Source organism: Pseudovibrio sp. Ad5 (assembly GCF_001623095.1).
Taxonomy (GTDB): Bacteria; Pseudomonadota; Alphaproteobacteria; order Rhizobiales; family Stappiaceae; genus Pseudovibrio.
This window is the reverse complement of the sequence record NZ_LMCH01000066.1, coordinates 301,631-322,607: the sequence shown is the minus strand read 5'-3', so window position 1 is coordinate 322,607 and position 20,977 is coordinate 301,631. Positions and strand designations below refer to the sequence as shown.

The 20,977-nt window shown below is 51.0% G+C and carries 21 protein-coding genes and 1 pseudogene; 8 read left to right on the top strand and 14 right to left on the bottom strand.

Annotation, left to right across the window (positions count from 1 at the left end; all coding sequences use genetic code 11):
- Positions 1-140 precede the first annotated feature (140 nt).
- From coaA to hisB, 7 genes are read right to left on the bottom strand one after another with little or no spacing between them, the layout of a single operon-like run.
- Complete coding sequence (gene coaA, locus PsAD5_RS26610; protein WP_057463035.1) at positions 141-1,106, bottom strand: type I pantothenate kinase; 966 nt, start codon at positions 1,104-1,106, stop codon at positions 141-143.
- A 54-nt stretch (positions 1,107-1,160) separates the two neighbouring features.
- Positions 1,161-1,484, bottom strand: coding sequence for a phosphoribosyl-ATP diphosphatase (locus PsAD5_RS26605; RefSeq protein ID WP_057463034.1), 324 nt, complete (start codon positions 1,482-1,484; stop codon positions 1,161-1,163).
- 54 nt (positions 1,485-1,538) lie between these two features.
- A complete protein-coding gene (gene hisF / locus PsAD5_RS26600) occupies positions 1,539-2,318 on the bottom strand; it encodes an imidazole glycerol phosphate synthase subunit HisF (RefSeq protein ID WP_057463033.1) in 780 nt (259 codons plus the stop codon).
- Complete coding sequence (hisA, locus tag PsAD5_RS26595; RefSeq protein WP_063294279.1) at positions 2,315-3,058, bottom strand: 1-(5-phosphoribosyl)-5-[(5-phosphoribosylamino)methylideneamino]imidazole-4-carboxamide isomerase; 744 nt, start codon at positions 3,056-3,058, stop codon at positions 2,315-2,317. The genes hisF and hisA overlap by 4 nt, the downstream gene beginning before the upstream one ends.
- A 45-nt stretch (positions 3,059-3,103) precedes the next feature.
- On the bottom strand, positions 3,104-3,757 hold the full coding sequence (gene hisH / locus PsAD5_RS26590; protein WP_063294278.1) for an imidazole glycerol phosphate synthase subunit HisH: 654 nt from the start codon (positions 3,755-3,757) through the stop codon (positions 3,104-3,106).
- 13 nt (positions 3,758-3,770) lie between these two features.
- The gene (locus PsAD5_RS26585; RefSeq protein ID WP_063294277.1) at positions 3,771-4,244 is read right to left on the bottom strand and encodes a DUF2628 domain-containing protein; all 474 of its coding nucleotides are present in this window, start codon (positions 4,242-4,244) and stop codon (positions 3,771-3,773) included.
- 35 nt (positions 4,245-4,279) lie between these two features.
- Positions 4,280-4,873, bottom strand: a complete 594-nt coding sequence (gene hisB / locus PsAD5_RS26580; RefSeq protein WP_063286376.1) for an imidazoleglycerol-phosphate dehydratase HisB — start codon at positions 4,871-4,873, stop codon at positions 4,280-4,282.
- Positions 4,874-5,077: 204 nt separating this feature from the next.
- Here hisB and pyrF point away from each other — a divergent pair, with 204 nt between their 5' ends.
- From pyrF to PsAD5_RS26565, 3 genes are all read left to right on the top strand, one after another.
- Complete coding sequence (pyrF, locus tag PsAD5_RS26575; RefSeq protein ID WP_063294276.1) at positions 5,078-5,794, top strand: orotidine-5'-phosphate decarboxylase; 717 nt, start codon at positions 5,078-5,080, stop codon at positions 5,792-5,794.
- Between the two features lie 135 nt (positions 5,795-5,929).
- Complete coding sequence (gene pcp / locus PsAD5_RS26570; RefSeq protein WP_063294275.1) at positions 5,930-6,598, top strand: pyroglutamyl-peptidase I; 669 nt, start codon at positions 5,930-5,932, stop codon at positions 6,596-6,598.
- Positions 6,599-6,994: 396 nt separating this feature from the next.
- Positions 6,995-7,432, top strand: a complete 438-nt coding sequence (locus PsAD5_RS26565; protein WP_153040667.1) for a type III secretion system chaperone — start codon at positions 6,995-6,997, stop codon at positions 7,430-7,432.
- A gap of 68 nt (positions 7,433-7,500) precedes the next feature.
- On the opposite strand, the gene PsAD5_RS26560 is transcribed toward PsAD5_RS26565, so the two are convergent.
- On the bottom strand, positions 7,501-8,433 hold the full coding sequence (locus PsAD5_RS26560; RefSeq protein ID WP_063294273.1) for an alpha/beta hydrolase family protein: 933 nt from the start codon (positions 8,431-8,433) through the stop codon (positions 7,501-7,503).
- 289 nt (positions 8,434-8,722) lie between these two features.
- Between PsAD5_RS26560 and PsAD5_RS26555 the strand changes: the two genes are divergently transcribed.
- The 5 genes and pseudogenes from PsAD5_RS26555 (at position 8,723) to PsAD5_RS26535 (ending at position 15,716) form a co-directional block, all read left to right on the top strand.
- On the top strand, positions 8,723-9,232 hold the full coding sequence (locus PsAD5_RS26555) for a DUF2867 domain-containing protein (RefSeq protein WP_063294272.1): 510 nt from the start codon (positions 8,723-8,725) through the stop codon (positions 9,230-9,232).
- A 344-nt stretch (positions 9,233-9,576) separates the two neighbouring features.
- Positions 9,577-11,634 (top strand): methyl-accepting chemotaxis protein, encoded by a 2,058-nt coding sequence (locus PsAD5_RS26550; RefSeq protein WP_063294271.1) that lies wholly within the window; start codon positions 9,577-9,579, stop codon positions 11,632-11,634.
- Positions 11,635-11,835: 201 nt separating this feature from the next.
- A pseudogene (locus PsAD5_RS28775) lies at positions 11,836-13,282 on the top strand (DUF4153 domain-containing protein).
- Between the two features lie 143 nt (positions 13,283-13,425).
- The gene (locus PsAD5_RS26540; protein WP_063294270.1) at positions 13,426-14,127 is read left to right on the top strand and encodes a response regulator transcription factor; all 702 of its coding nucleotides are present in this window, start codon (positions 13,426-13,428) and stop codon (positions 14,125-14,127) included.
- Positions 14,124-15,716, top strand: a complete 1,593-nt coding sequence (locus PsAD5_RS26535) for a sensor histidine kinase (RefSeq protein WP_063294269.1) — start codon at positions 14,124-14,126, stop codon at positions 15,714-15,716. Before PsAD5_RS26540 ends, PsAD5_RS26535 begins: the two co-directional genes overlap by 4 nt.
- 408 nt (positions 15,717-16,124) lie before the next feature.
- Here PsAD5_RS26535 and rsgA read toward each other — a convergent pair whose 3' ends face one another.
- The 6 genes from rsgA to secB all read right to left on the bottom strand — a co-directional run bounded on the left by rsgA (position 16,125) and on the right by secB (position 20,788).
- Entirely contained in the window at positions 16,125-17,165 is a 1,041-nt protein-coding gene (gene rsgA, locus PsAD5_RS26530) for a ribosome small subunit-dependent GTPase A (RefSeq protein ID WP_063294268.1), read from the bottom strand.
- 318 nt (positions 17,166-17,483) lie between these two features.
- A complete protein-coding gene (locus PsAD5_RS26525) occupies positions 17,484-18,284 on the bottom strand; it encodes a protein-L-isoaspartate O-methyltransferase (RefSeq protein WP_063294267.1) in 801 nt (266 codons plus the stop codon).
- 193 nt (positions 18,285-18,477) lie between these two features.
- Positions 18,478-18,993, bottom strand: coding sequence for a hypothetical protein (locus PsAD5_RS26520; protein WP_063294266.1), 516 nt, complete (start codon positions 18,991-18,993; stop codon positions 18,478-18,480).
- A gap of 204 nt (positions 18,994-19,197) precedes the next feature.
- On the bottom strand, positions 19,198-19,623 hold the full coding sequence (locus PsAD5_RS26515; protein WP_063294265.1) for a hypothetical protein: 426 nt from the start codon (positions 19,621-19,623) through the stop codon (positions 19,198-19,200).
- 41 nt (positions 19,624-19,664) lie between these two features.
- Entirely contained in the window at positions 19,665-20,114 is a 450-nt protein-coding gene (locus PsAD5_RS26510) for a hypothetical protein (protein ID WP_063294264.1), read from the bottom strand.
- Between the two features lie 164 nt (positions 20,115-20,278).
- The gene (gene secB / locus PsAD5_RS26505) at positions 20,279-20,788 is read right to left on the bottom strand and encodes a protein-export chaperone SecB (protein WP_063294263.1); all 510 of its coding nucleotides are present in this window, start codon (positions 20,786-20,788) and stop codon (positions 20,279-20,281) included.
- Between the last annotated feature and the right edge of the window lie 189 nt (positions 20,789-20,977).

Here is a 20,977-nt window from a genome sequence, read left to right as displayed (position 1 = left end):
ACGCCGGCAGGCAAAACTTTCCAGCAAGCTTTCCGGGGAAGGCCTGCAGGCACTCAACGCTCAAACACATGCAATACAGGCTGGCGCCTGCCTCTCGGTGCCAGTCTGTCAGTCAGCAATGTAAGAGCGCGTTTGCTCGTTTAGATCTTGCGCAGCGCCACGGTTTCGATGCTGTGGTCTGTTCCCTTTGTCAGGATCAGATCAGCGCGTGGTCGCGTTGGCAAGATGTTCTGGCGAAGGTTCTCCAGATTGATGTTTTGCCAAAGGTCCTTCGCGATCTCTTGCGCCTTATCATTCGAAATTGTGGAAAATTTATGGAAATATGAACCGGGATCTCGGAATGCCGTCTCACGCAGACGCATGAAACGCTCCAGATACCAGCGTTGCAGCACTTGCTCTTCCGCATCAATGTAGATGGAAAAGTCAAAGAAATCAGAGACAAAGGGCACTGCCTTTGCCGCTTTTGGCTGATGTGAAGTCTGCAAAACGTTCAGCCCTTCGACGATCAAAATATCTGGCTGTTCGACTGTGACATGCTGTCCCGGCATCACATCATAGAAGAAATGAGAGTAAATCGGGGCACGAACTTTGCGCTCTCCGCCCTTGATGTCTGTCAGGAATTTGAGCAGTGCAGAGCGGTCATAACTCTCAGGAAAGCCCTTCCGACGCATCAATCCTTCTGTTTCCAGAACAGAGTTGGGATACAAAAAACCATCAGTGGTGATCAGGTCAACTTTCGGACTGGCAGGCCAGCGTGAAAGCAGTGCCTGTAACAGGCGGGCCGTCGTTGACTTGCCGACAGAGACCGAACCCGCAATACCAATGATGAACGGCGTTCGGGTCAGCTGCATGCCCAAAAAGCGCTTCGTTGCAAACTGAAGGCTTTGGGAAGCTTCCACGTAATAGGCAAGCAGACGAGACAGAGGCAGGTAAATATTCTTCACCTGCTCCTGAGACACAAAGTCATTGAGCGATTGCAGGTCTTCAATTTCCTGCATGCTCAACGTCATTGGTGTGCCTGCGCGTAAAGACGCCCATTCAGTCTCTGTAAAGACAGAGTAGGGGGACAGGTCCAGCTCTTGCACTGGAGCGATTTCTTTATGCATAGCGTTAGCGCTCAAGGCCCCTCGTGCCTCCCACTTCGCGTGACAGGAAGAAAACTAGTCGTCCGTACGAGACGCTTTTTCTTCCAGTCCGGTTTGGCCGGTGCGTGCTGCAAGCTTAGCTAGAACTTCATCCAGTGACACATCGGAAACCTTCATAACAACAAGTAGATGATACAGCAGGTCAGCTGCTTCAGAAGCAACACCGTCTCTATCACCTTCTACGGCTGCAATCGCAGTTTCAACGGCTTCCTCTCCAAGCTTCTGTGCACACTTGGAAACGCCCTTTGAAATGAGTTTGCGGGTATATGACATTTCATCGTCACTGTTCGCACGTGCAGCAACAATAGCCTCTAGGTCCGAAAGGGTAAAATTGGTCATTTGGCTAGCCTTGTTGAGGCCGCTTCAGGATTACTCTGAATACCTGAGCGAAATTTACTTATCCAGACGCATAGGAATTCCAGCATCTGCCATGTGTTGCTTGGCTTCTTCAATGCTGTAAGTCCCAAAATGGAAGATTGAAGCAGCAAGCACAGCAGTCGCGTGTCCATCACGAACACCCTCAACCAGATGATCCAGAGTTCCAACCCCACCGGAAGCGATCACAGGTACATGTACAGCATCCGCAATTGCACGGGTAAGCGGCAAATTGTAGCCCTCTTGCGTGCCGTCACGGTCCATAGATGTAACAAGCAACTCTCCAGCGCCAAGGTCCACTGCCTTACGCGCAAATTCAACAGCATCAATGCCAGTTGGCGTACGGCCACCATGGGTAAAAATCTCAAAGCGCTCTTCTTCGCCTTCAGCAGAAACACGCTTGGCATCAATGCTGACAACAATGCACTGACTACCGAATTTCTGAGCTGCTTCCCGAATAAATTCAGGATTTTTCACCGCTGCGGTGTTGATTGAAACTTTGTCAGCCCCGGCGATCAGCAGCTTGCGGATGTCTTCAACAGTGCGCACACCGCCACCAACAGTCACTGGCATAAAGCAAGCTTCAGCAGTGCGTTGCACAACATCATAGATCGTGTCGCGATTGTCGCTGGAGGCTGTGATGTCAAGGAACGTCAGCTCATCTGCACCAGCTGCGTCATAAGCTTTGGCTGCCTCAACGGGGTCACCAGCATCGATCAGGTCAACAAAGTTGACGCCTTTCACGACACGGCCATCCTTCACATCAAGGCATGGAATAATGCGAGCCTTCAGGGTCATGCGAGGCCCTCACGGCTTTTCTTGATCAGGTCAAGCGCTTCAGCAGGGTCAAGACGACCATCATACAACGCACGACCAGAGATCGCGCCCTCAAGAATATCGCAATCTGTTTGCACCAGACGCTCAATGTCTTTGATATCTGCCAAGCCACCGGAAGCAATAATCGGAATGCTCACTGCATTCGCCAGCTCCAGTGTGCTCTCAATGTTCAGGCCCTTAAGAACGCCATCACGGTCAATGTCGGTGTAGATGATCGCTGCAACGCCAGCATCTTCGAACTGCTTCGCCAGCTCAATCACAGTCAACTCAGAGGTCTCTGCCCAACCTTCAACTGCAACCTTGCCACCTTTTGCGTCGATACCAACGGCAATGCGGTCAGGGTACTTCTTGCAAGCTTCCTTCACCAGCTCAGGGTCACGGAGAGCCACGGTACCAAGAATGACGCGTGCAACGCCTTTCGCCAGCCAGTTGTCGATGTGTTCCATGGTGCGGATACCGCCGCCCAGTTGAACCGGGTTAGTGGTGTTGGCAAGGATCGCATCAACAGCTTCGCCGTTTTTGGTCTCACCGGCAAACGCACCATCAAGGTCAACAACGTGCAGCCATTCAAAGCCCTGGTCCTGAAACGCCTTCGCCTGCGCACCTGGGTCATCGTTAAACACGGTTGCCTGATCCATGTCGCCCAGTTTCAAACGAACGCACTGGCCGCCTTTAAGGTCAATCGCTGGAAAAATAATCATAATTCTGTCCTTGGACTTGTCTGTGTCACTGAAAGCGGGCAGCCGTTACGGCGCCCAGCTCAGGAAATTGGAAATCAAAGAGAGACCGAGCTTCTGGCTCTTTTCCGGGTGAAACTGCGTGCCAACCATGTTGTCTCGTCCCACCATCGCAGTGAACTCACCCGCATAGTCAAAGCTCGCCAAACGGTGTTCAGGGTTCTCGGTCGCAAAGTGATAGGAGTGCACGAAGTAAGCGTGCAGGCCATTACCGCCGGTTTTGATGCCTTCAAGCACCGGATGTTCATCACCAGTGACGTTGATGGTGTTCCAACCCATGTGAGGAATTTTCAGCTCAGGATTAGCTGGTTTCATCGCGGTGACATCACCGCTGATCCAGTCCAGCCCTTCCGCCTTCTCAAATTCAAGCCCACGAGTCGCCAACAACTGCATGCCCACGCAAATCCCCATGAAGGGTTTACCGTTGATGAGCACAGCTTCCGCCAATGCCTCTTCCATGCCATCCAGCGCCAACAGGCCACGGCGACAATCCGCAAATGCGCCAACACCGGGCAGAACGATACGGTCAGCCTTGGCAACAACTGAAGGATCAGAAGTCACCGTAACCTCATGAGTATGATGATGGTTATGGGCTGCATGCTCAAACGCTTTTGCCGCGGAGCGCAAGTTGCCAGAACCATAATCAATAATTGCCACACTCATGAAGAAACTCCTGTTATCGCTTGAGTGTCATTCCAACGACGTCAGTGTCGCTGGTGTGTGGGGCCACTGGCCCCTGTGGAAGCCGCACTTCACTTTTGGTTTTGGAAACGCGGTCGAAGAAACGAATTTCTGCCTCATCCAGATTGGCAGCAGAGATAAACCCGACAGTCTGCCAGTTTTTGCGGCGCAGGCTCCAGCTTTTCAGAAACCCGGCTTCCATCGCAAAAAACAAAGTGGCGAGCACGGTGATAAAGCCGCCAGTGGTAGACCCAAAGGCTTCAGCAACAAACACCAGTGCAATGATAGCTGCCAGATACCCGAGGAAGACCAGCCACATCCGGTTGTACAAAGACCAGAGCAGCGGGAAGAGCATCGCCCACCACGAGAAACCGTCTTTCACGAACTTGATGTTTCGTGCGTCCTCGTCCTTCAGGTGGTCAAGTGAAACCCCTGGTTCGGTCATGACATAATAGACAGCCAATTGCATTCTCCCTGAACAAGCAGAGCTGCGGGCCGAAAAGGTTAGCCGCCAAGCTGACCTTTTGTAGTTGGCACGCGTCCACTCTGACGTGGATCTGGTTCGATAGCTGTGCGTACAGTACGCGCAACTGCTTTAAAGCATGTTTCCGCAATATGATGGCAATTGGTGCCATAAAGGTTTGCAATGTGCAGAGTAAAACCTGCATTCATGGCAAACGCACGGAAGAACTCCTCAAAAAGCTCAGTATCAAACGTGCCAACCTTGTCCCGTGGGAAATCTACCTGCCAGACAAGGAAAGGACGACCGGAGACATCCAGAGCCACACGAGTCAGAGCTTCATCCATCGCAAGGTGCGTGTCTGCATAGCGGGTGATGCCACTCATGTCGCCAAGCGCTTCTTTAAACGCTTGGCCCAGAGCAATGCCCACATCCTCGGTGGTGTGGTGGTCGTCAATATGGGTGTCACCATCTGCGCGGATCGTCATGTCCACGAGCGAATGTCGGGAAAGCTGTTCCAACATATGATCAAAGAAACCAACACCGGTTTTGATGTCGTACTTGCCTGTGCCATCCAGATTGATGGAAACAGAGATCGTCGTTTCTTTTGTGCCGCGGGCAATAGTGGCCTGACGCATGGGATGTCCCTTGATAAGTTTATAGTCCTTATACTCATGCAAAACCCCTGCACAAGCATTTAAAGACGCGCCGTTTTAACAGGCTAAGGGATCGCTGAAAATACCCAAAGATGAAAAAGCTAGGATCTGCTACTCCCTCTGGTATTTCTCGGCACAAACTGTTAGGAACTGAGCCGTTTATCTAGCAGATATTTGGAGCCTCGCATGTCTTATCGCCCAGCAAGTGCAGTCGATCGCCTGATCCTCCCTCTGGATGTTCCAACAGTTGATGAGGCCCGCCAGCTCGTCAAACAAACACAAGGACTTGTCGGCACTTACAAAATTGGCATGCAACTCCAGTTCGCAGGTGGTCTTCAGTTTGCTGAAGAGATGGCGAAGGAAGGGCATTCCATCTTTCTCGATGTGAAGCTTCTGGATATCGACAACACCATCACCAGCGCAGTGAAAAACGTTGCAAAAATGGGCATGAAGTTCATGACCGTGCACGCTTACCCGAAAAATATGCGCGCAGCCGTAAAGGCACTGGAAGAAGTCGGCAACAAAGACCTCTGCCTGCTGGGTGTCACCGTGCTCACTTCAATGGATGAGCAAGACCTCAAAGATGCGGGCTACGTCGGCCCTACAGCAACCTTGGTGGATCAGCGTGCGCTTGATGCGGTAACTGCTGGCGTCGGTGGCATCGTCTGCTCGCCAATGGAATCCGCCGCCATGCGTGCCAAAGTTGGCGACAAGCTCTGCATCGTGACACCAGGCGTACGCCCTAAAGGCGCAGATGCAGGCGATCAGCGCCGTGTGATGACACCTTACGACGCCATCAAAGCTGGTTCCGACTACCTCGTCATCGGCCGCCCAATCTACCGCGCCGAAGACCCCCGCGCCGCAGCTGAAGCTGTTGTCGCTGAGATCGAGAGCGCTCTGTAAGGCCTAAACTGCACAAACTCGGGAGCCTCTGTCATGCAGAGGCTCTTTTTGCTTCATCTGTCTTTGTCTCTTGAACAAAGGCTTAAGCTGCTCTGGGTACCATTTGCGCGATCTGAACGAGAGGGAGCGCATTTTATGGAAACCATTCTCATCACAGGCTTTGGCGCCTATGCCAATACGCCCACCAATCCGGCAGAAAAGCTTGCGCTGGCACTGGATGGTGAAGAGATCGCTGGTGCTAAAATCGTCTCCCGCATCGTCTCTGGTAGCTATTTTCACTGCATAGAAGAAACCGTGGCCGCCATGGAAGAGCTGAAACCCAGCTCTGTCCTTATGCTGGGCGAATATGGTGGTCGCTCCATGATCACTCTGGAGCGCCTCGCACAAAACCTCAACGACTGCGCCCGCTATGGCGTAACCGATACTGCAGGCGTCACACTTCAGGGTGAGCTGACCGTGCCAGATGGGCCGGTTGGCTACTACGCAACAGTTCCTCTTCGGGCAATGACGCAAGCCATGCGTGATGCCGGGGTGCCAACTGATATCTCGGATTCAGCTGCCACGTTCTGCTGCAATCATCTGATGTACGGCGTCCTGCACCACATCGCGAAACACAATCTCCCGGTTCGGGCCGGTTGGGTGCATCTGCCTCATTTGCCGGAGGTTGCTGCTATGATCCAGAACCTCGGCGCTCCAAGCATGTCTGTCGATACTCTGGTCAAAGGCATGCGTGCCGGCATTGAGGCGTTGCAGGCAAATCATCAGGACCAGAACATCAACATCATCTCCAAGATGTTGATCTGAAAAGGACACACCCGAGCACCAAAAAAACGGCACATCGGGCATAAAAGCGTCTCTCAACACTTATCCATACCCTCTGACGCCGAGTTCAGCAGATGTGATCAGGTTGGGTTGTGTTTTGTAAATATCACAACTCATATGACTGCCTTCGCAGTTTTGCGGGTCAGCCCAGATCACAGCAGCGTTATTTAGGTGGTAAGACTGACGATTTCTGCACGCACATCACGGCTTTGTGTCTCATAGAAGACAGTTTCTGCCCTTATTCCAATTCATAGTGGCGACTGGAACTTCCTGCCTCAAAAACGGGGAGCTCTTAGGAGAAAATTCGATATTTTCTGCCACTATAGAAACAAATGGATTGGATGGTCTGTCTTGCAGAATATGACACCGCAAACACTTATGAATAAGGTTGCATCGGATGGCGGCATGGAAGCACCTGTCTTTAATACAGACGGTGAGTGTACGCTGAATGCCGATGATATTGAGATCCACATGCGGGCCTGTGACAAGCGCCTGAAGATGATGGCCTACCTCTCAGAGGATGCCGATGTACCGCAGCATGTCATGGTTCAGATGCTGCACGAGAACCATACCGCAAAGAACCGCTTTACCTTCATTCGTGTTGCCCTTGGCCAGCCTGCCGTTGTTTCCTGCATCGCTCTTGAAGAGCTTGATGCCGCAGAACTCAAACTTTTCCTTGCAGAATTTAAAGAAGTTGTCCGTGCGTGGAAGCCAAAGTTCACCCCTGCCTCCCAACGTCAGTGCGAGCGCAAGATGAAGCGCGATGGTGTCTGTCACTCGCAGGATAGCGCCAAGGCAAAGTTGGAACTGCATTAATAAGCAGCCAAGCTGACAATCCATCCCCCGCCATAAAAGAAAAGGGCAGAAAACTGCCCTTCGATGGATCAATCCAGCTGCGCCAACCATCCCTTAATGTCGGTGATGACCTGCTCGACCATGCTTTCCCCTCCAGCTCCTTCAAAGGAGTGGGTCATGTCTGGGTAGGATTTGTAAGTAATATTGGTCTTACTCAGCTCCGTGAGTTTCGCAATCTGTTGATCAACAGCTTCAGGTGAAACGCTTTGGTCTTGCCCGCCTTGCACAATCAATAAAGGGTTCTCAACCTGAGCCAGAATCTCTAACTGATCTAGTTTCAGCATAGCGTTCCACCAGCTATAGCCGTGCCCACTCATGTTGACGTCAAACGGTTTGCTTGTGGTGATCTCCTGCGCAAAGCCTTTGAACCCTGCAGAGGCTTCTTTAAACGCCTCATTAGGCATGCCGCTGGACTTCATGTTGTGCAGGATATCATCAATAAAGTGACGCCCTCCACCATTCAGAGCAACACTGGCCGTCACAAAATCAGTTTTTGCAGCAATCATATTGGCAACCACAGCGCCTTCACTTCCGCCAACTAAGAACACGCGCTCGTAAGTCCCGCCTTCTTTCAGCTCACTGATAGTCTTGATGTAATCTGCTGTTCGACGTTCCGGTGAGTCGTTCTCGATGTAATCCGCTGGGCAATCAGGGTGAACATCGCTGCTGGGATCCCACGAGAGGTCCGATGTGATCCCGTATTTCTCAACGGTCAGAACATCCGCTTCGGGCAAAACCTGAGAAAACTGCTCATTGATCAGAGTATTGTGAGCAACGCTGTTGCAGTCAGAGCCCTGAATGAGAACAAGGAGGTCTGTCGCGTCCTTCTGACTTTGGGATTTCAGATAGATTGTGATCTCACTGCCGTCTTCACGCACAAGATAAAGGCCTGATGCAATAGCGGCCTGAGCAGTGAAGAGAACGGAACACCCAATAGCAACACGAAGCAAACTAGATTGCATAAATTCCCCCATGAGCAGACACAACAAGCGCACAGAGCCATACAGAAAAGCCTGTCTTGCTGTACCTCACACTCAACGTGATCTGCCCGTAATATAAAAATAGAAACACCGAACTGGTGCAAGGAAAAGTGTGCTGCAATCATAAGGCGAGAGTGTGGCGCCTAAGATATATAATTATAGTTTCAGGCAAGTCGCGTAACAGGATCTAATCCGTTGTCTATAAAAGTACTTTAGATTATTCTAAAGAGAAGGTCACATTAGTTTTGGCTACATTGAAGGAGCATCAGAAATGCCGGAAATCTCATCCCTCCCGGTCCCTCAATTGGTTGCTCCACGCGAAGAGCTTAACTTCTATCACGTCAATTCTCTGAAGATAAACGCACAACCAACCGCATTTGAAGTCTACCGTGCGTTGTTCAGCAAACGCTCCGCTTGGCTCAGTGCTGCGTTTTGGGTGAGAGACCAAATCTCCGCATTAGCAGGCGTCACAAAGATAAAAGGATTTGGAGACGAACGTGCCGCCACACCGCCAGATGTGGGAGATCATCTAGACTTCTTTTTGGTGGAACAGATCGAGGATCGCGAGTTAGTGCTCACCTCAAGAGACAAGCACCTCTCAGTCATGACCACCCTTAGTGTCGATGCCGCTAATGAAGGGGCGCTGGTCCGCATCACGTCCTCAGTCATCACCCACAACTGGTTCGGCAACCTCTACATGCTGCCCGTTGGTCCGGCCCACAAGTTCATTTCCTGGCGCATGCTACGTAACGTAAGTCGTGCATTTTTCTCAGCTAAGTAAAACGCTTAATCAGAATGTATTAATCTCTTGAATGAGACGTTTTATTTCGAATCTCTGCTCTGATTTAAGTTTGTCTGCGAGTAATTGTTGATCTGATTAATCAGTTTACTGATATATCTAATGTTTGTTTTTAAAGAATATACGAAATAACTAATGTTTTTTATCTGATTAACAAAAGGACTTGATTTCCAGAAAAAGAATTTCTGAACAAGGCTCTATCAAAAATGCAGCTTTCACACGATTCCAAATGCTACTCGCATGCATGAAATCGGCCCTGTATCGTTAACTGGCCGTAAATAAACAAGGGAAAATGCTTAGCTAGATTTCAGCGGACCCATATTATCATGTTTGCATATTTAGCTAAGCTCAGAATTGTTCATACCATTACACTGCTCTCAATTATTCCAAGTATTGCAGCTCTCGTTTTTCTCTATCAGCTCATCAAGGTGGATACTGAGGATGAGCAGAAGCTGGCAGCACTGTCTCAGCTCACGCGCCTATCGGTCAAAATCGGCAGTCTGGTGCATGAGCAGCAAAAGGAGCGCGGAGCCACTGCCTTGTTCCTCGCCAGCAAAGGCCAGCAGTTTGCAGTTGACCTGAAAGAGCAACGCCGAGCAACCGATACAGCGCGCATCGACTACCTGCAGTTCCTAAAAGCCTTTGACCTGACCATCTATCAGCCAGAATTTGCAGCAGACCTGGAAGGCATCAACGCGCAACTGCAAAAGACACCAGCCATGCGTTCTAAAGTAGATGACCTCAACGCGCAGATTGGAGAGGCTGTCAGTTTCTACACCCAACTAAACTCCGAGAAGCTGGATATCATCGGTTCCATGAGCGAGCTCAGTCCCAACGCGGAAATTGTAGATCGCATTGTGAGTTATCATGCCTTCCTTCTGGCAAAGGAGCGGGCAGGGTTGGAGCGGGCGGTTGGTGCTGCTGGCTTCGCAAGCAACGCGTTCCCACCTGCAGCTATGAAGAAGTTTCAAAAGCTGATCGTGGAACAAGAGGCCTTTACCCATATCTTCCAGACCTATGCCACACGTGAAATCTTTGCAGACTTCACAAAGGTGCAGGAAGGGGCTGCCAACACGAAGCTGAACACCTACCGCAGCATCGCGCTGGATGATGCAAACTCCACAACTGACCTGGAAGCAATAAGCGGTCCGGAGTGGTTTCAAACAGCTTCCCAGAAGATCAATCAGCTCAAGACACTGGAAAACACCATCGCCGCAAGCCTGATCACAGATACGGAGCACCTTCAGGCCAATGCCAACGGACGTCTGACACTGCACATGAGCATCGCAGCAGCTGCCTTCCTACTGGTGTTCCTGATGTCTTTCATCCTTATCAAATCCATCCAGCGCTCCTTCGCAGGTATCATTGAGGCCATGGAGAAACTTGCGAGTGGCAATCTGAACATCAAGCTGCCGGAGCCTGCTAAAAACGAAGTGGGCCAGATGATCAAGGCGGTATCCGTATTCCAGGAAAACATGATCCTGGCGCGTGATCTGAAGCACGAGCAAGACACTCAGCACGCGGTTCAGCTTGAGCGTGGCGAGTTTCTGGAAGGGCGTATCGCCGATTTTGAGCAGGCCGTCTCATACGTGCTGGAGACCATGGGCCGCAACTCGCAGACCATGCAGCTCTCCTCTCAGGAAATGTCGAATATCTCCGAGCTCACAAGCTCCCAATCCAAAGCCGTGGCGTCGGCAGCTGAAGAAGCGTCCCGCAGCGTCCAGTCCGTCGCCTCAGCAACGGAGGAACTCGACAGTTCTGTCGCTGAAATCGGTAACCAGATGCACCATTGCCGAAAAGCAGCCTCAGAGGCCGTAGAGCAAGTGCACAGCGCCAATTCCGACGCAGCAGAACTGCGCAAGGCTGCGCAAAGTGTGGGGGATGTGGTCAGCATCATCACAGATATTGCCGAGCAAACCAATCTGCTTGCGCTCAACGCCACAATAGAGGCCGCGCGGGCAGGGGTGGCAGGCAAGGGCTTTGCTGTGGTGGCAAGCGAGGTGAAGTCGCTGGCAGAGCAGACATCTCAGGCCACCGAACAGATCCGCAACGAGATTGCAGATATCCAGCGCGCAACAGAGGGCTCTCTCACGGCAATGGAAGACATCGACAAGATCATTCGTGAGATCGACGAACGTGCCAGTGCTGTCTCCAGCGCAATCAGTGAGCAAAAGTTCGCCACGCAGGAAATTGCAACCAACGTCAGCGAAGTTGCAGGTGGAACGGCGGAGGTCACGGAAAACATCTCCAAGGTCAACGAGGCTGCCATTCAAACCGGCGTAACCTCCAAGCAAGTCCTCATCGCTTCCGAAGAACTCCGCACAGAAGCTGACCACCTCCGCACGGAAATCGACCAGTTCCTTGGTGACATAAAAGCGGCTTAGGGAGACTGAAACAACAAACCAAAGGCAGTTTGCACATCAGTGTAGGCTGCCTTTTCCGCTGCCCAACACATCATGAAAACCGCCTGCACAGAAACTGCACAAATCTGCACGCGATCTCATGTGTTTTGCCCAACTCCCTGCAATCGAGGTCTCTAGATCTCCCCCAACTTCATTCTTTCAAGTGATTTTGGGGCAAAATCAATGTTATCGACCTTTCGCAAACAACTGCCATGGATGCCTGTCCTTGGCATTCAGGCGCGTCTTATCCTCGGCCTGGGGCTCTGTCTGCTCGCAGATTTCTTATTCTTTGGCCACCGCGCAGAAATTGGCTTCAGCATCTTCATCGTGGCCGTTGCCTTTGCAATTATGCTGGCGGGTGCGGGCAGGGTAAGTGCTCACCGTGCATGGATCGCAGGACTGACAGTGATGGCTGGCGTTGCTCCAAGCGTGCTCCAGTGGGATTTCCTCAGCGGCCTTATTGCGATCCTATCATTAGCCATAAGCGCACTGATCATGAACTTGCGCATAAACGCCTTCGACCTGAAGTTACTAAGAGTGCTGCTCATTTTCCTGCGCCGCTGGCCGCTGGGCTTTGTAAAGGACATGATCACCCTAAGTCGTGTGAAGCGTCGCAAGCGGCCATTCTCCAACTACGCAAAACTGGCGTTCACCTGGTTCTTGCCGCTAACGCTGTTCCCGGTCTTCCTCTACCTGTTCAGCTCATCAAACCCGGTCATTGAGCAGTGGTTGCTCAACATCAATCCTGGAAAGTTCTTCGAAAAACTGAACATGGCACGCATCGTGTTCTGGTCTATTGCCTTTGCTCTGGTCTGGCCGTTTCTGCGGGTCAAGTTCAGAAAAAAGCTGAAGAAAGAGAAAACTACTGTGCCGAGTGTCAAAACACCGGAGCAGGAAGTCGTCCAGGCCTATCAATCAGTGATGGATGATCTCTTTGGCTACAAGGCAGTGGTTCGCTCACTGGTCCTTTTCAACGGTCTCTTCGCCCTGCAAACGGTGTTGGATGCTGTCTACCTGTGGGGGTCTCAAGAACTTCCTGCTGGAACCACATACGCCAATTACGCACACTCAGGCGTTTATACGCTCATCATCGCCTGCAATCTTCGTGTTGTTTGCCAGCCGTTCAGGGGCTGCGACCGCAAAATCCAAGCTCGTGCAGGTGCTGCTGCTCGCATGGACAGTTCAAACCACTCTGCTTGTGGTCTCCTGTCTTGCGCGCCTTGGCAATTACGTCAGCGAGTATTCAATGACTTACCTGCGCTTTTACGCGTTGATCTGGGTGATGCTGGTGCTTATCGGGGTGCTTAGCATTGTTGTGAAGCTCGCGCTGAAGCGTGACAACAGCTGGCTTGTTCGGGTGAACATGCTTGTGGTCGCGGTGATCCTGTATTCCCTCAGCCTCACAAACACTGCCGCTTTGATCGCAAACTACAATGTGACCTACGCCGAGGGCACCAAGTTTGACCATTGGTATCTGATCAAGCTTGGTCCGCAGGCAATCCCCGCAATTGATGCTAAGATCAGAAGCGAGTTGGACCGCGAAAGTGAAGGCAAAAGTAAGTATCTGATAAAGTTGCAGTCCTCCCGGCGTTATATGGCTCTCCACGTGCGGCTCGATGCAAGGGATTAGCGCCTTTGGAGCCTTAGAAATCAGTTGCTGCTCGATTATCTGCAAGAGAATGAGGTCCCAGTCGAATTGCAAACCCCGACCGAGTTGCAAACGGCACCAAGCGACAGTAAAACTCGATATCGTGACGGTCCGGGCCTCTGAAAATGCAAAATATTCTGGTAGTTGATGATGACGCTCATATTCGCGACGTCATCACCTTCGCAATCGAAAAAGCCAATTACAAAGCAAGCGTTGCTCAAGATGGGTTTGAAGCTGTCGCCCGTTTCAGGAACGAGCCGGTAGATCTGATCGTCCTCGATATCGGCATGCCTGAAATGGATGGTTTTGAGGTTTGCCGGGAAATCCGCAAGCACTCAGAAGTGCCAATCCTGTTCCTGTCAGCGCGCGATGAAGAAATTGACCGGATCCTCGGTTTGGAGATGGGCGGTGATGACTACGTCACCAAGCCATTCAGCCCAAGAGAACTGGTCGCGCGGATTGGTGCGATCCTGAAAAGAACGAAAGGCCCCAAGCTCGCAGAACCGGCAAGCTCTGCTCAACGAGAAGCCGGAGGCGTGCAACTGGATGCCGCGTTTCGATCTGTGACGTATCGTGAGCAACCTGTGGAGCTGACATCTATCGAGTTTGAGATCCTGAAACTGTTTCTTGACCGTCCAAGAATGACGTTTTCGCGCGACAAAATTATAGATCTTGCATACCCGCCAAACATCCATGTCTCCGACCGCACCATCGACAGCCACATCCGCAATCTGCGCTCGAAGCTGACAAATGCGGGGGCTCCCAATCTCATCGAAACCGTTCATGCTGTCGGGTTTCGGTTAGCAGCCATGTCTGCTGCAACATGAAGGCTGCCACAACCCGAAAAAAGTGGCGCCCGACCCTGAGCATGGTTGTCGTTGCTGTGTTGCTAAGCGTGCTTCTGCTGCCATTCGCCATCATCTTGTTCTTCCGCATCTTCGAGCATCAGATTTTCCAGCAAACAGAAAATGCACTGATTGCCCAAAGCGCCGTCTTGTCTGCTGTCATGTCACGCATGGTGGCCGAGCAAGAGGAGATAGAGCTCGGTGAGTTTGCAGCCGTTGAACAAACCATCTCCATTGAGAATGGTCCATACAAGCCCATCGCCCCCCGCACCTATCTGTTTTCTGCAAAAACATACCCACGCCGGGCAAAAGCGCGTCCTTCAGGTGATCCATCGAGCGACATTATGCAAGAGATCGGGAGCCGCTTGTCTCCCTTGCTCATAGAAACCCAAAAGGTCACTTTGGCCGGTTTTCGGGTACTGGACCACAAAGGAAACGTCATCGCCGGGCGCAGCGAACTGGGGCTCTCACTAAGCCACATTGAAGAGGTTCAGGCAGCTCTTTCGGGTGAATATAAAAGCGTTTTACGCGAACGCATTTCAGATGAACCAGCTCCAGCTTTCTCATCCTTAAGCCGCGGAACGGCAACGCGTATTTTCTCCGCAATGCCAGTCATCTTGTACAACAAGGTTGTCGGCGTGATTTATGCGTCCAGAACCCCAAGCAACACAATGCGACAGCTCTTCAAGCAATGGGAAATTGTTGCCATAGCAAGCGCATTCACATTGCTTGTGACAGCGCTGATTGGCTTTGTTTTTCTGCGGGTAATCACGAAGCCAATCCACGAGCTCATAGAGCGCACGCAGCGGATCAGTACGGGTGATGCAAACGCAATCGCCCCGCTCAAACACAACGGCACACGTGAGTTTGCCTCGTTGGCCGATAGCTTCCTGTCCATGGCGCGCAAGATATCTGAGAGAGCAGATTACATCTCAACATTTGCCTCACACGCCGCGCATGAACTGAAGTCTCCGATCACAGCAACCAAGGGCGCGGTAGAGCTGCTCATGGAGTCTGGTGAGGACATGTCGAAGGAACAGCGAAACCGCTTTCTGAATAACATACTCAAAGACTCCGACAGGGTGACGGCTCTGCTGGATCGCTTGCGTCATCTGGCGCGTGCAGACAACCCGAAATCAACGGGTCAGCTGGATCTGGAAAGCCTGCTCAACCATTTGCAAAACCAATACGCTAGTCTTGAAGTGAACTGTAAGAGCCAATCTTCGGTCCAAGTGCCGATCACGCTTGAAAATGCAGAAATCATTTTCTTCAACCTGGTGGACAATGCGATCAACCACGCGGCCACAAAAGTTACTATCCAAATCGAAGAAACGCCGACAACACTGCGATTCTACATTTGCGACAATGGAAGCGGTATTTCTGAGGGGAATGCAGGGAAAATTTTTGATCTGTTCTTCACAACCCGCCGCTCAGAAGGTGGGACCGGAATGGGCCTTGGCATCGTGCAGTCGATGGTGAAGTCTCACTACGGCTCTCTCACCTTTTTGGCGGATCGTGCAGAAACAACCTTCTGTGTTGAGCTGCCCAAAGTCCTGCCACAGGACGCATAATCCCGAATCTGTGTGCGACTTCCCCCTGCTTCGCGGGGAGCGTCTAGCCTAAAAAAAATTCTTGCGCTGTTCTTTATAGGACAGCTTGTTTCATGGATCCGCGCGACACTCATCTAAAGCAGCTGCAAAAACAAGGCTGCCACACCGAATACGGTATTGCAGCACTGCATTCGGTTAAAAAATAGGTGAGCGTCACCACTTCGGTCAGACAGCAAATTTACCGAGTGGATAAGCCTCCCGAGGTCTTTGAAGTTGCCTCAACACAACAACACTTCAAAGACATCTGGCCGACCTGCGGAAACTGCCAAATTCGTGGGTCGGCTCCCCCTTGGAGATGCTGAAAACCGCAGGAAACCGCCCTAATGCACTCCCGCAAACTTACATCCACGGGAGTGCATGTCATGAGTGTTAGGCGTCGCCTTTCATATGTCGGTTACCGCTTTGCACGCGTTTGATCATTTTTGAGAAGTTTTTTGAACGGGACCGGGACTGCGCAACAGTCTCACTGTTGTATTGCTCTTCCCGCACCAGCTTCTGCCAGCGTTTCAACCGGGCAGCATCCAGCTCACCCGACTCAATCGCAGCCTGAATGGCACACCCAGGCTCTGCATCATGGCTGCAATCACCAAACCGGCAGTCCTCAGCAAGATTAACCAGATCCTGAAACACCGCCGAAACGCCTTCGGAAACCTCATAGAGCCTCAAGGCACGCATACCCGGCGTGTCCATAAGCCAGCGTCCTTCACCAATCGGGTAAAGGCAGCGTGCCGTTGTCGTATGCCGGCCTTTGGCATCATCTTCACGAATGCCAGAGGTTTTGGCGGAAGACCCGCTCAAGCTGTTGAGAATAGTAGACTTACCAACACCAGACGACCCGACCAAGGCTGCCGTCTGTCCGGCTCTCCACCAGTCAAAGAGCGGCGTGATTTGAGAGGCATCGCGGGTATCCAGCGCGATGACCGGCAACAAAGGATCAATCTTTTGCACCTGCACTTCAAAGTCCCGCGTGTCCTCCACCAAATCGGCTTTTGTCAGCAGCACAACAGGTTGAATGCCGGCTTGCTGGGCAACAGCCAGATACCGCTCAAGGCGCGCAATGTTGAAGTCTTTGTTGCAGGAGGTGGTTATGAACAAAACATCCAGATTAGCCGCAATCAGCTGCGTGCGTGCATCTTCCCCCGCGGCCCGTCGTTCCACGACAGTAAGGCGGTCAAGAACACGCGTAACCTGAAACTGAGAATCATAGATGACCCAGTCACCAACGGCATAAGAGCCGGTAGAACCATGGCCTGGGACGCTCAAAGAAAACTCTCCCTCACTGCTGATAGCGACCATCTGGTTCCTATGAACCTGAGTAATGCGCGCAACAGAAAGGGTTTGCAGCTCGTCATCGCGAAGCTGCATCATAAAATGAGCCGACCAACCCAGCTCAATCAATTTATGGGACATTTATCTGCCTGAAATAGAACAGCACCATAGGGTCGCCGTAGCTATCGCATACGGACCCCAAAGTGGGTCAGGCAGGTAAGGCGTGTTGCCTATTTAAACGAACCTGCCTGAGGCACCTTTATTACAATCATCAAACACCTCCTTTGGTTACGTTTCGGGCATCACACTCTTGTGCAACATCTATGAGCTTATAGAGCTACCGGGTGTTTGGCAAGCAGGATTCCCGTGCGGCATAATGGCCAAAGCGCGTTGTGTCTGATTGGCTTCAGTCAAACTACAAGAAGTCGCTGCACTAAAGATTTTGGAGCGCGATGTGCTCTAAGAGTTCGACCTGGCTTCGAGCGCCAGATGGATCATTTTCGCCACGTCCAGCACGTCATCATTCAGCGCTTGCTCAACCAAGCTGATGTCCACCGTCATGTCATAGAGCTCGCCAAAATCGTCTGTAAACAGACTGTTCTTGTATGTGTGGCTGACAACAAATGCACACGGGGAGCTGACCTTCAGCTCACACGTCTTCTTTTTCTTCTTCAAGCTGATGAAGAAGCCATGCCCCCAGTCATTGGTAAAGGGAAACACGATTTGCCCCCGCAGCTTGGTATTGAGATAAAGCTGGGCCGGGATCGTTGTTGTGCCATAGCAAAGATAGACACGATCTAACGGTGCGCCTTTGTAATCTGCATGAACGTTCGCAATGGACGCCAGATTCTCGCGACACGGATCATGCAGTTTGTCATGCGGCTCATCGAAGTAGACAGAACCTTCAGCGCCAACCACATGAGCGATGATGGCAGTGAAATAACCAAGGCCAGAACCTGACTCAAAAACTGCCATACCCGGCTTGAGGTCTGACCAGTTGAAGATCTGCGCCCATAAAGACGGCTGACCAGTATTGATATTGGCCTCGTGCACAAGCTCTACCAGCATGTCCTGATAAAGGTCCTCTGGATCCTCCAGAACCGCCCTGCGGCCATACCCTTGCGTTGTGATAGCGACACGCCATGGAGGAGGAAAGAGGAAACCTTCTTTGCGAACAGTGGCAAACGCATCCATCAGCAATGCCCGGTTCCCACCGCGCAAATTGTAACAAACTTCTTGCGCGTATGAGTTTTCAGACATCGCAGAAAAACCGCCGCCTCAAGAGAAGAGAGAAAGTATGACCCATGCGGCCGGATTCAATCAAACCGCATCGGTCTATTCAAATCAAATATTAGAGCGCAGCACGTGAGTGCCACAAACTCCAGGACAGACTAACTTTTCCCAAGAGCAATTGAAGACCAGTTGAAATAAGGGTCCAAACTTTAACGGAGCCCTATTGCGCGGAGCTGGTCCCAAGGCTTGCAAGCTTCTTCGCAGAGGGAGCCCGCCAAACTTGGTAAAGGCCATATCCAATCAATGGGATATAAATAGAGTTTTCAACGAAAGGAGAATTGAGAAGCCAGTTTATTACCTGATCTTTTTCCAAAAGAAATGTAAGCGTAAGCGGATAGTACAATGAAAAGAGTAAGCCGTAAAAACCGATGGCAAATGTAATTCCAAAATAAATAAAGACAAATATTATAAGACTTATTTTCTTTGGTGCAGAAATAAATCCTAGAAAAGAAAATATAATTACACAGGAGAGGAGGATTTTTTTAATAAGTAGATCGAATATTTCTGTCTCAGTAACGATTGAGATGACGTATTCATGTAGTAAAGCTAGCAGGGCCTTTGAGGAAAAGACAATAAAAGCATAGCATAGGTATGTGCGGATCAGTTCAGCACGGCTGACACTGAACATTGCGATGTCAGGACGAGACTGTCCTGCTGGTTCTTCTGGTGTTTTCATAAATCAATATTTCAGTCTGATAAATGCAAATTGACCGATGAGACGGTCCGTGAAATTGCGGACCATCTTATGTTCTATACATGCATATGCAACCTAAAGTGCAAAATCTAAGACTTATGGTAGTAATAGGAAGCGCAGAACCCGGCTCGCCTGATCAGAGGCTCCGTATTTTGCACAGTGCTTACTCAGGTACAATGTGAAGTTTTATCCAGGCATTTCATAGCTGTAAGAAGCGCAGAAATTGGATTGGCTTTCCATGCTTTCTACCGTCATAGGCGGCATATCACCGTCAAAAACATCGATTGCCAGCATGTTCTTGCTTGGGTAGCTGAGAACGAGATAGCCATCTGTCGTGTCTGGCAAACAGAGATTATTGTTACGGATCAGCATGAGCATATCAGCGCCCGTAAAGCGGTAGAGATTGGGAACTTCGCTGGTTACAGGCTTAATATGCAACACACTTCCTGTTGCCATCGTGATGGAGGTCATCCCCACGACGATATCACCGGTAATACTGGTCGCAGTGGTGCTGGAGGCGCCCCATTTTTTATCAGGAGCCTCGCCAGCATAAGCAAGCGGAATGGAAGCGAGAGACAAGCCCAGAAAGACAGAAGTAATCTTGATTTTCATTTGGAACTACCTTGATTGAAACAGTCAGGGCGTAGGTTGCCCTACGACTTATTGTAGGTAAACGAGCCGCAGAACCCGGCTTGCTGATCAACGCTCTTGCCAGCTTCAGGCGGCACATCACCTCCGAAGACATCAATCACGAGAAAATCTGGCTGCGACCGGTCGATGATCATGAAACCTTTATCGACGTCTTTCTCGCAGAAAACTTTGCCCTCTGGCAGGTCGAGAGACGTTGCACCAGTGAAGGAGAAGAGGTTGGGGGTATACCCTTCAACGCCCGTGATTGTCAGAATTCCAGATTTGCCCATCTCGATCGTCCCGGGAGCCAGAATAATGTCTCCGGTGATCTGCTCAGCTGAAAAGCTGTAGGCGTGCCAGTCTTCAGGGCCGGCAATTTCCGGCTCGTCCTGAGCAAGGGAACCAACAGGTGTCATCATGAGGGCAACAATGCCCAGAGCACCAGCGATACTTCGTAAGTTTGGATGCCGCATCTTAAGTCTCTTGAGGCCTCTCTCCGTTTATCGCGGAGATCCTAGGCGGCGAACATAAATATCTTCCTAGATCGAAATATCGAATTGCAGGCAAAACAAAAGCCACGCTGGAAACCAACGTGGCTTTGTCAAAGTACCGACGGAATGCCGGAAACTTAAAATTCTTAGTTTGGCTTCGCTTCGCCGTTTTCGCCTGCAGCAGGTGCCTGCTGAGCAGCAGCAGCCTGAGCGAGGTTCTGACGGTACAGAGCTGCAAAGTCGATTGGATCGAGCAGCAGTGGTGGGAAGCCGCCATTGCGTGTGGTGTCTGCAAGGATGTTGCGAGCAAACGGGAACAGCATGCGTGGGCACTCGATCAGGATGAACGGGTGCATATGCTCTTGAGGAACACCGGTGATCTGGAATACGCCACCGTAAACGAGTTCAACAGCAAACAGAACCTGCTCAGGAGTGTTCGCTTTTGCGTTCAGAGTAATAATAACTTCGAACTGGTCTTCGCCAATTGGGTTCGCACCAACGTTTACGTTGATGTCCAGCTTTGGCTGTTCACCTGGCTGAAGAGACTTTGGAGAATTTGGGTTTTCAAAAGAAAGGTCTTTAATGTACTGAGCCAGGATGTTCATGCCTGGTGCAGCTGCTTCACCCTGTTCACCAGCAGTATTAGCTTCACTCATATCGTTTTTCCCGTGTCGCAATAACAATCACTGGTACAACACACTGTCACTCTTAAGTGTTTGTTTGCCGTACCTGCGCAACTAGATGGTGGCTAGCATGCCCCAGAGGCGGATACAAGGCTATGCTAACATTTCAGCGGCAAAACAAGATAGTTCTGCCACATAACCCATTGGCAAGTGGATCACCTG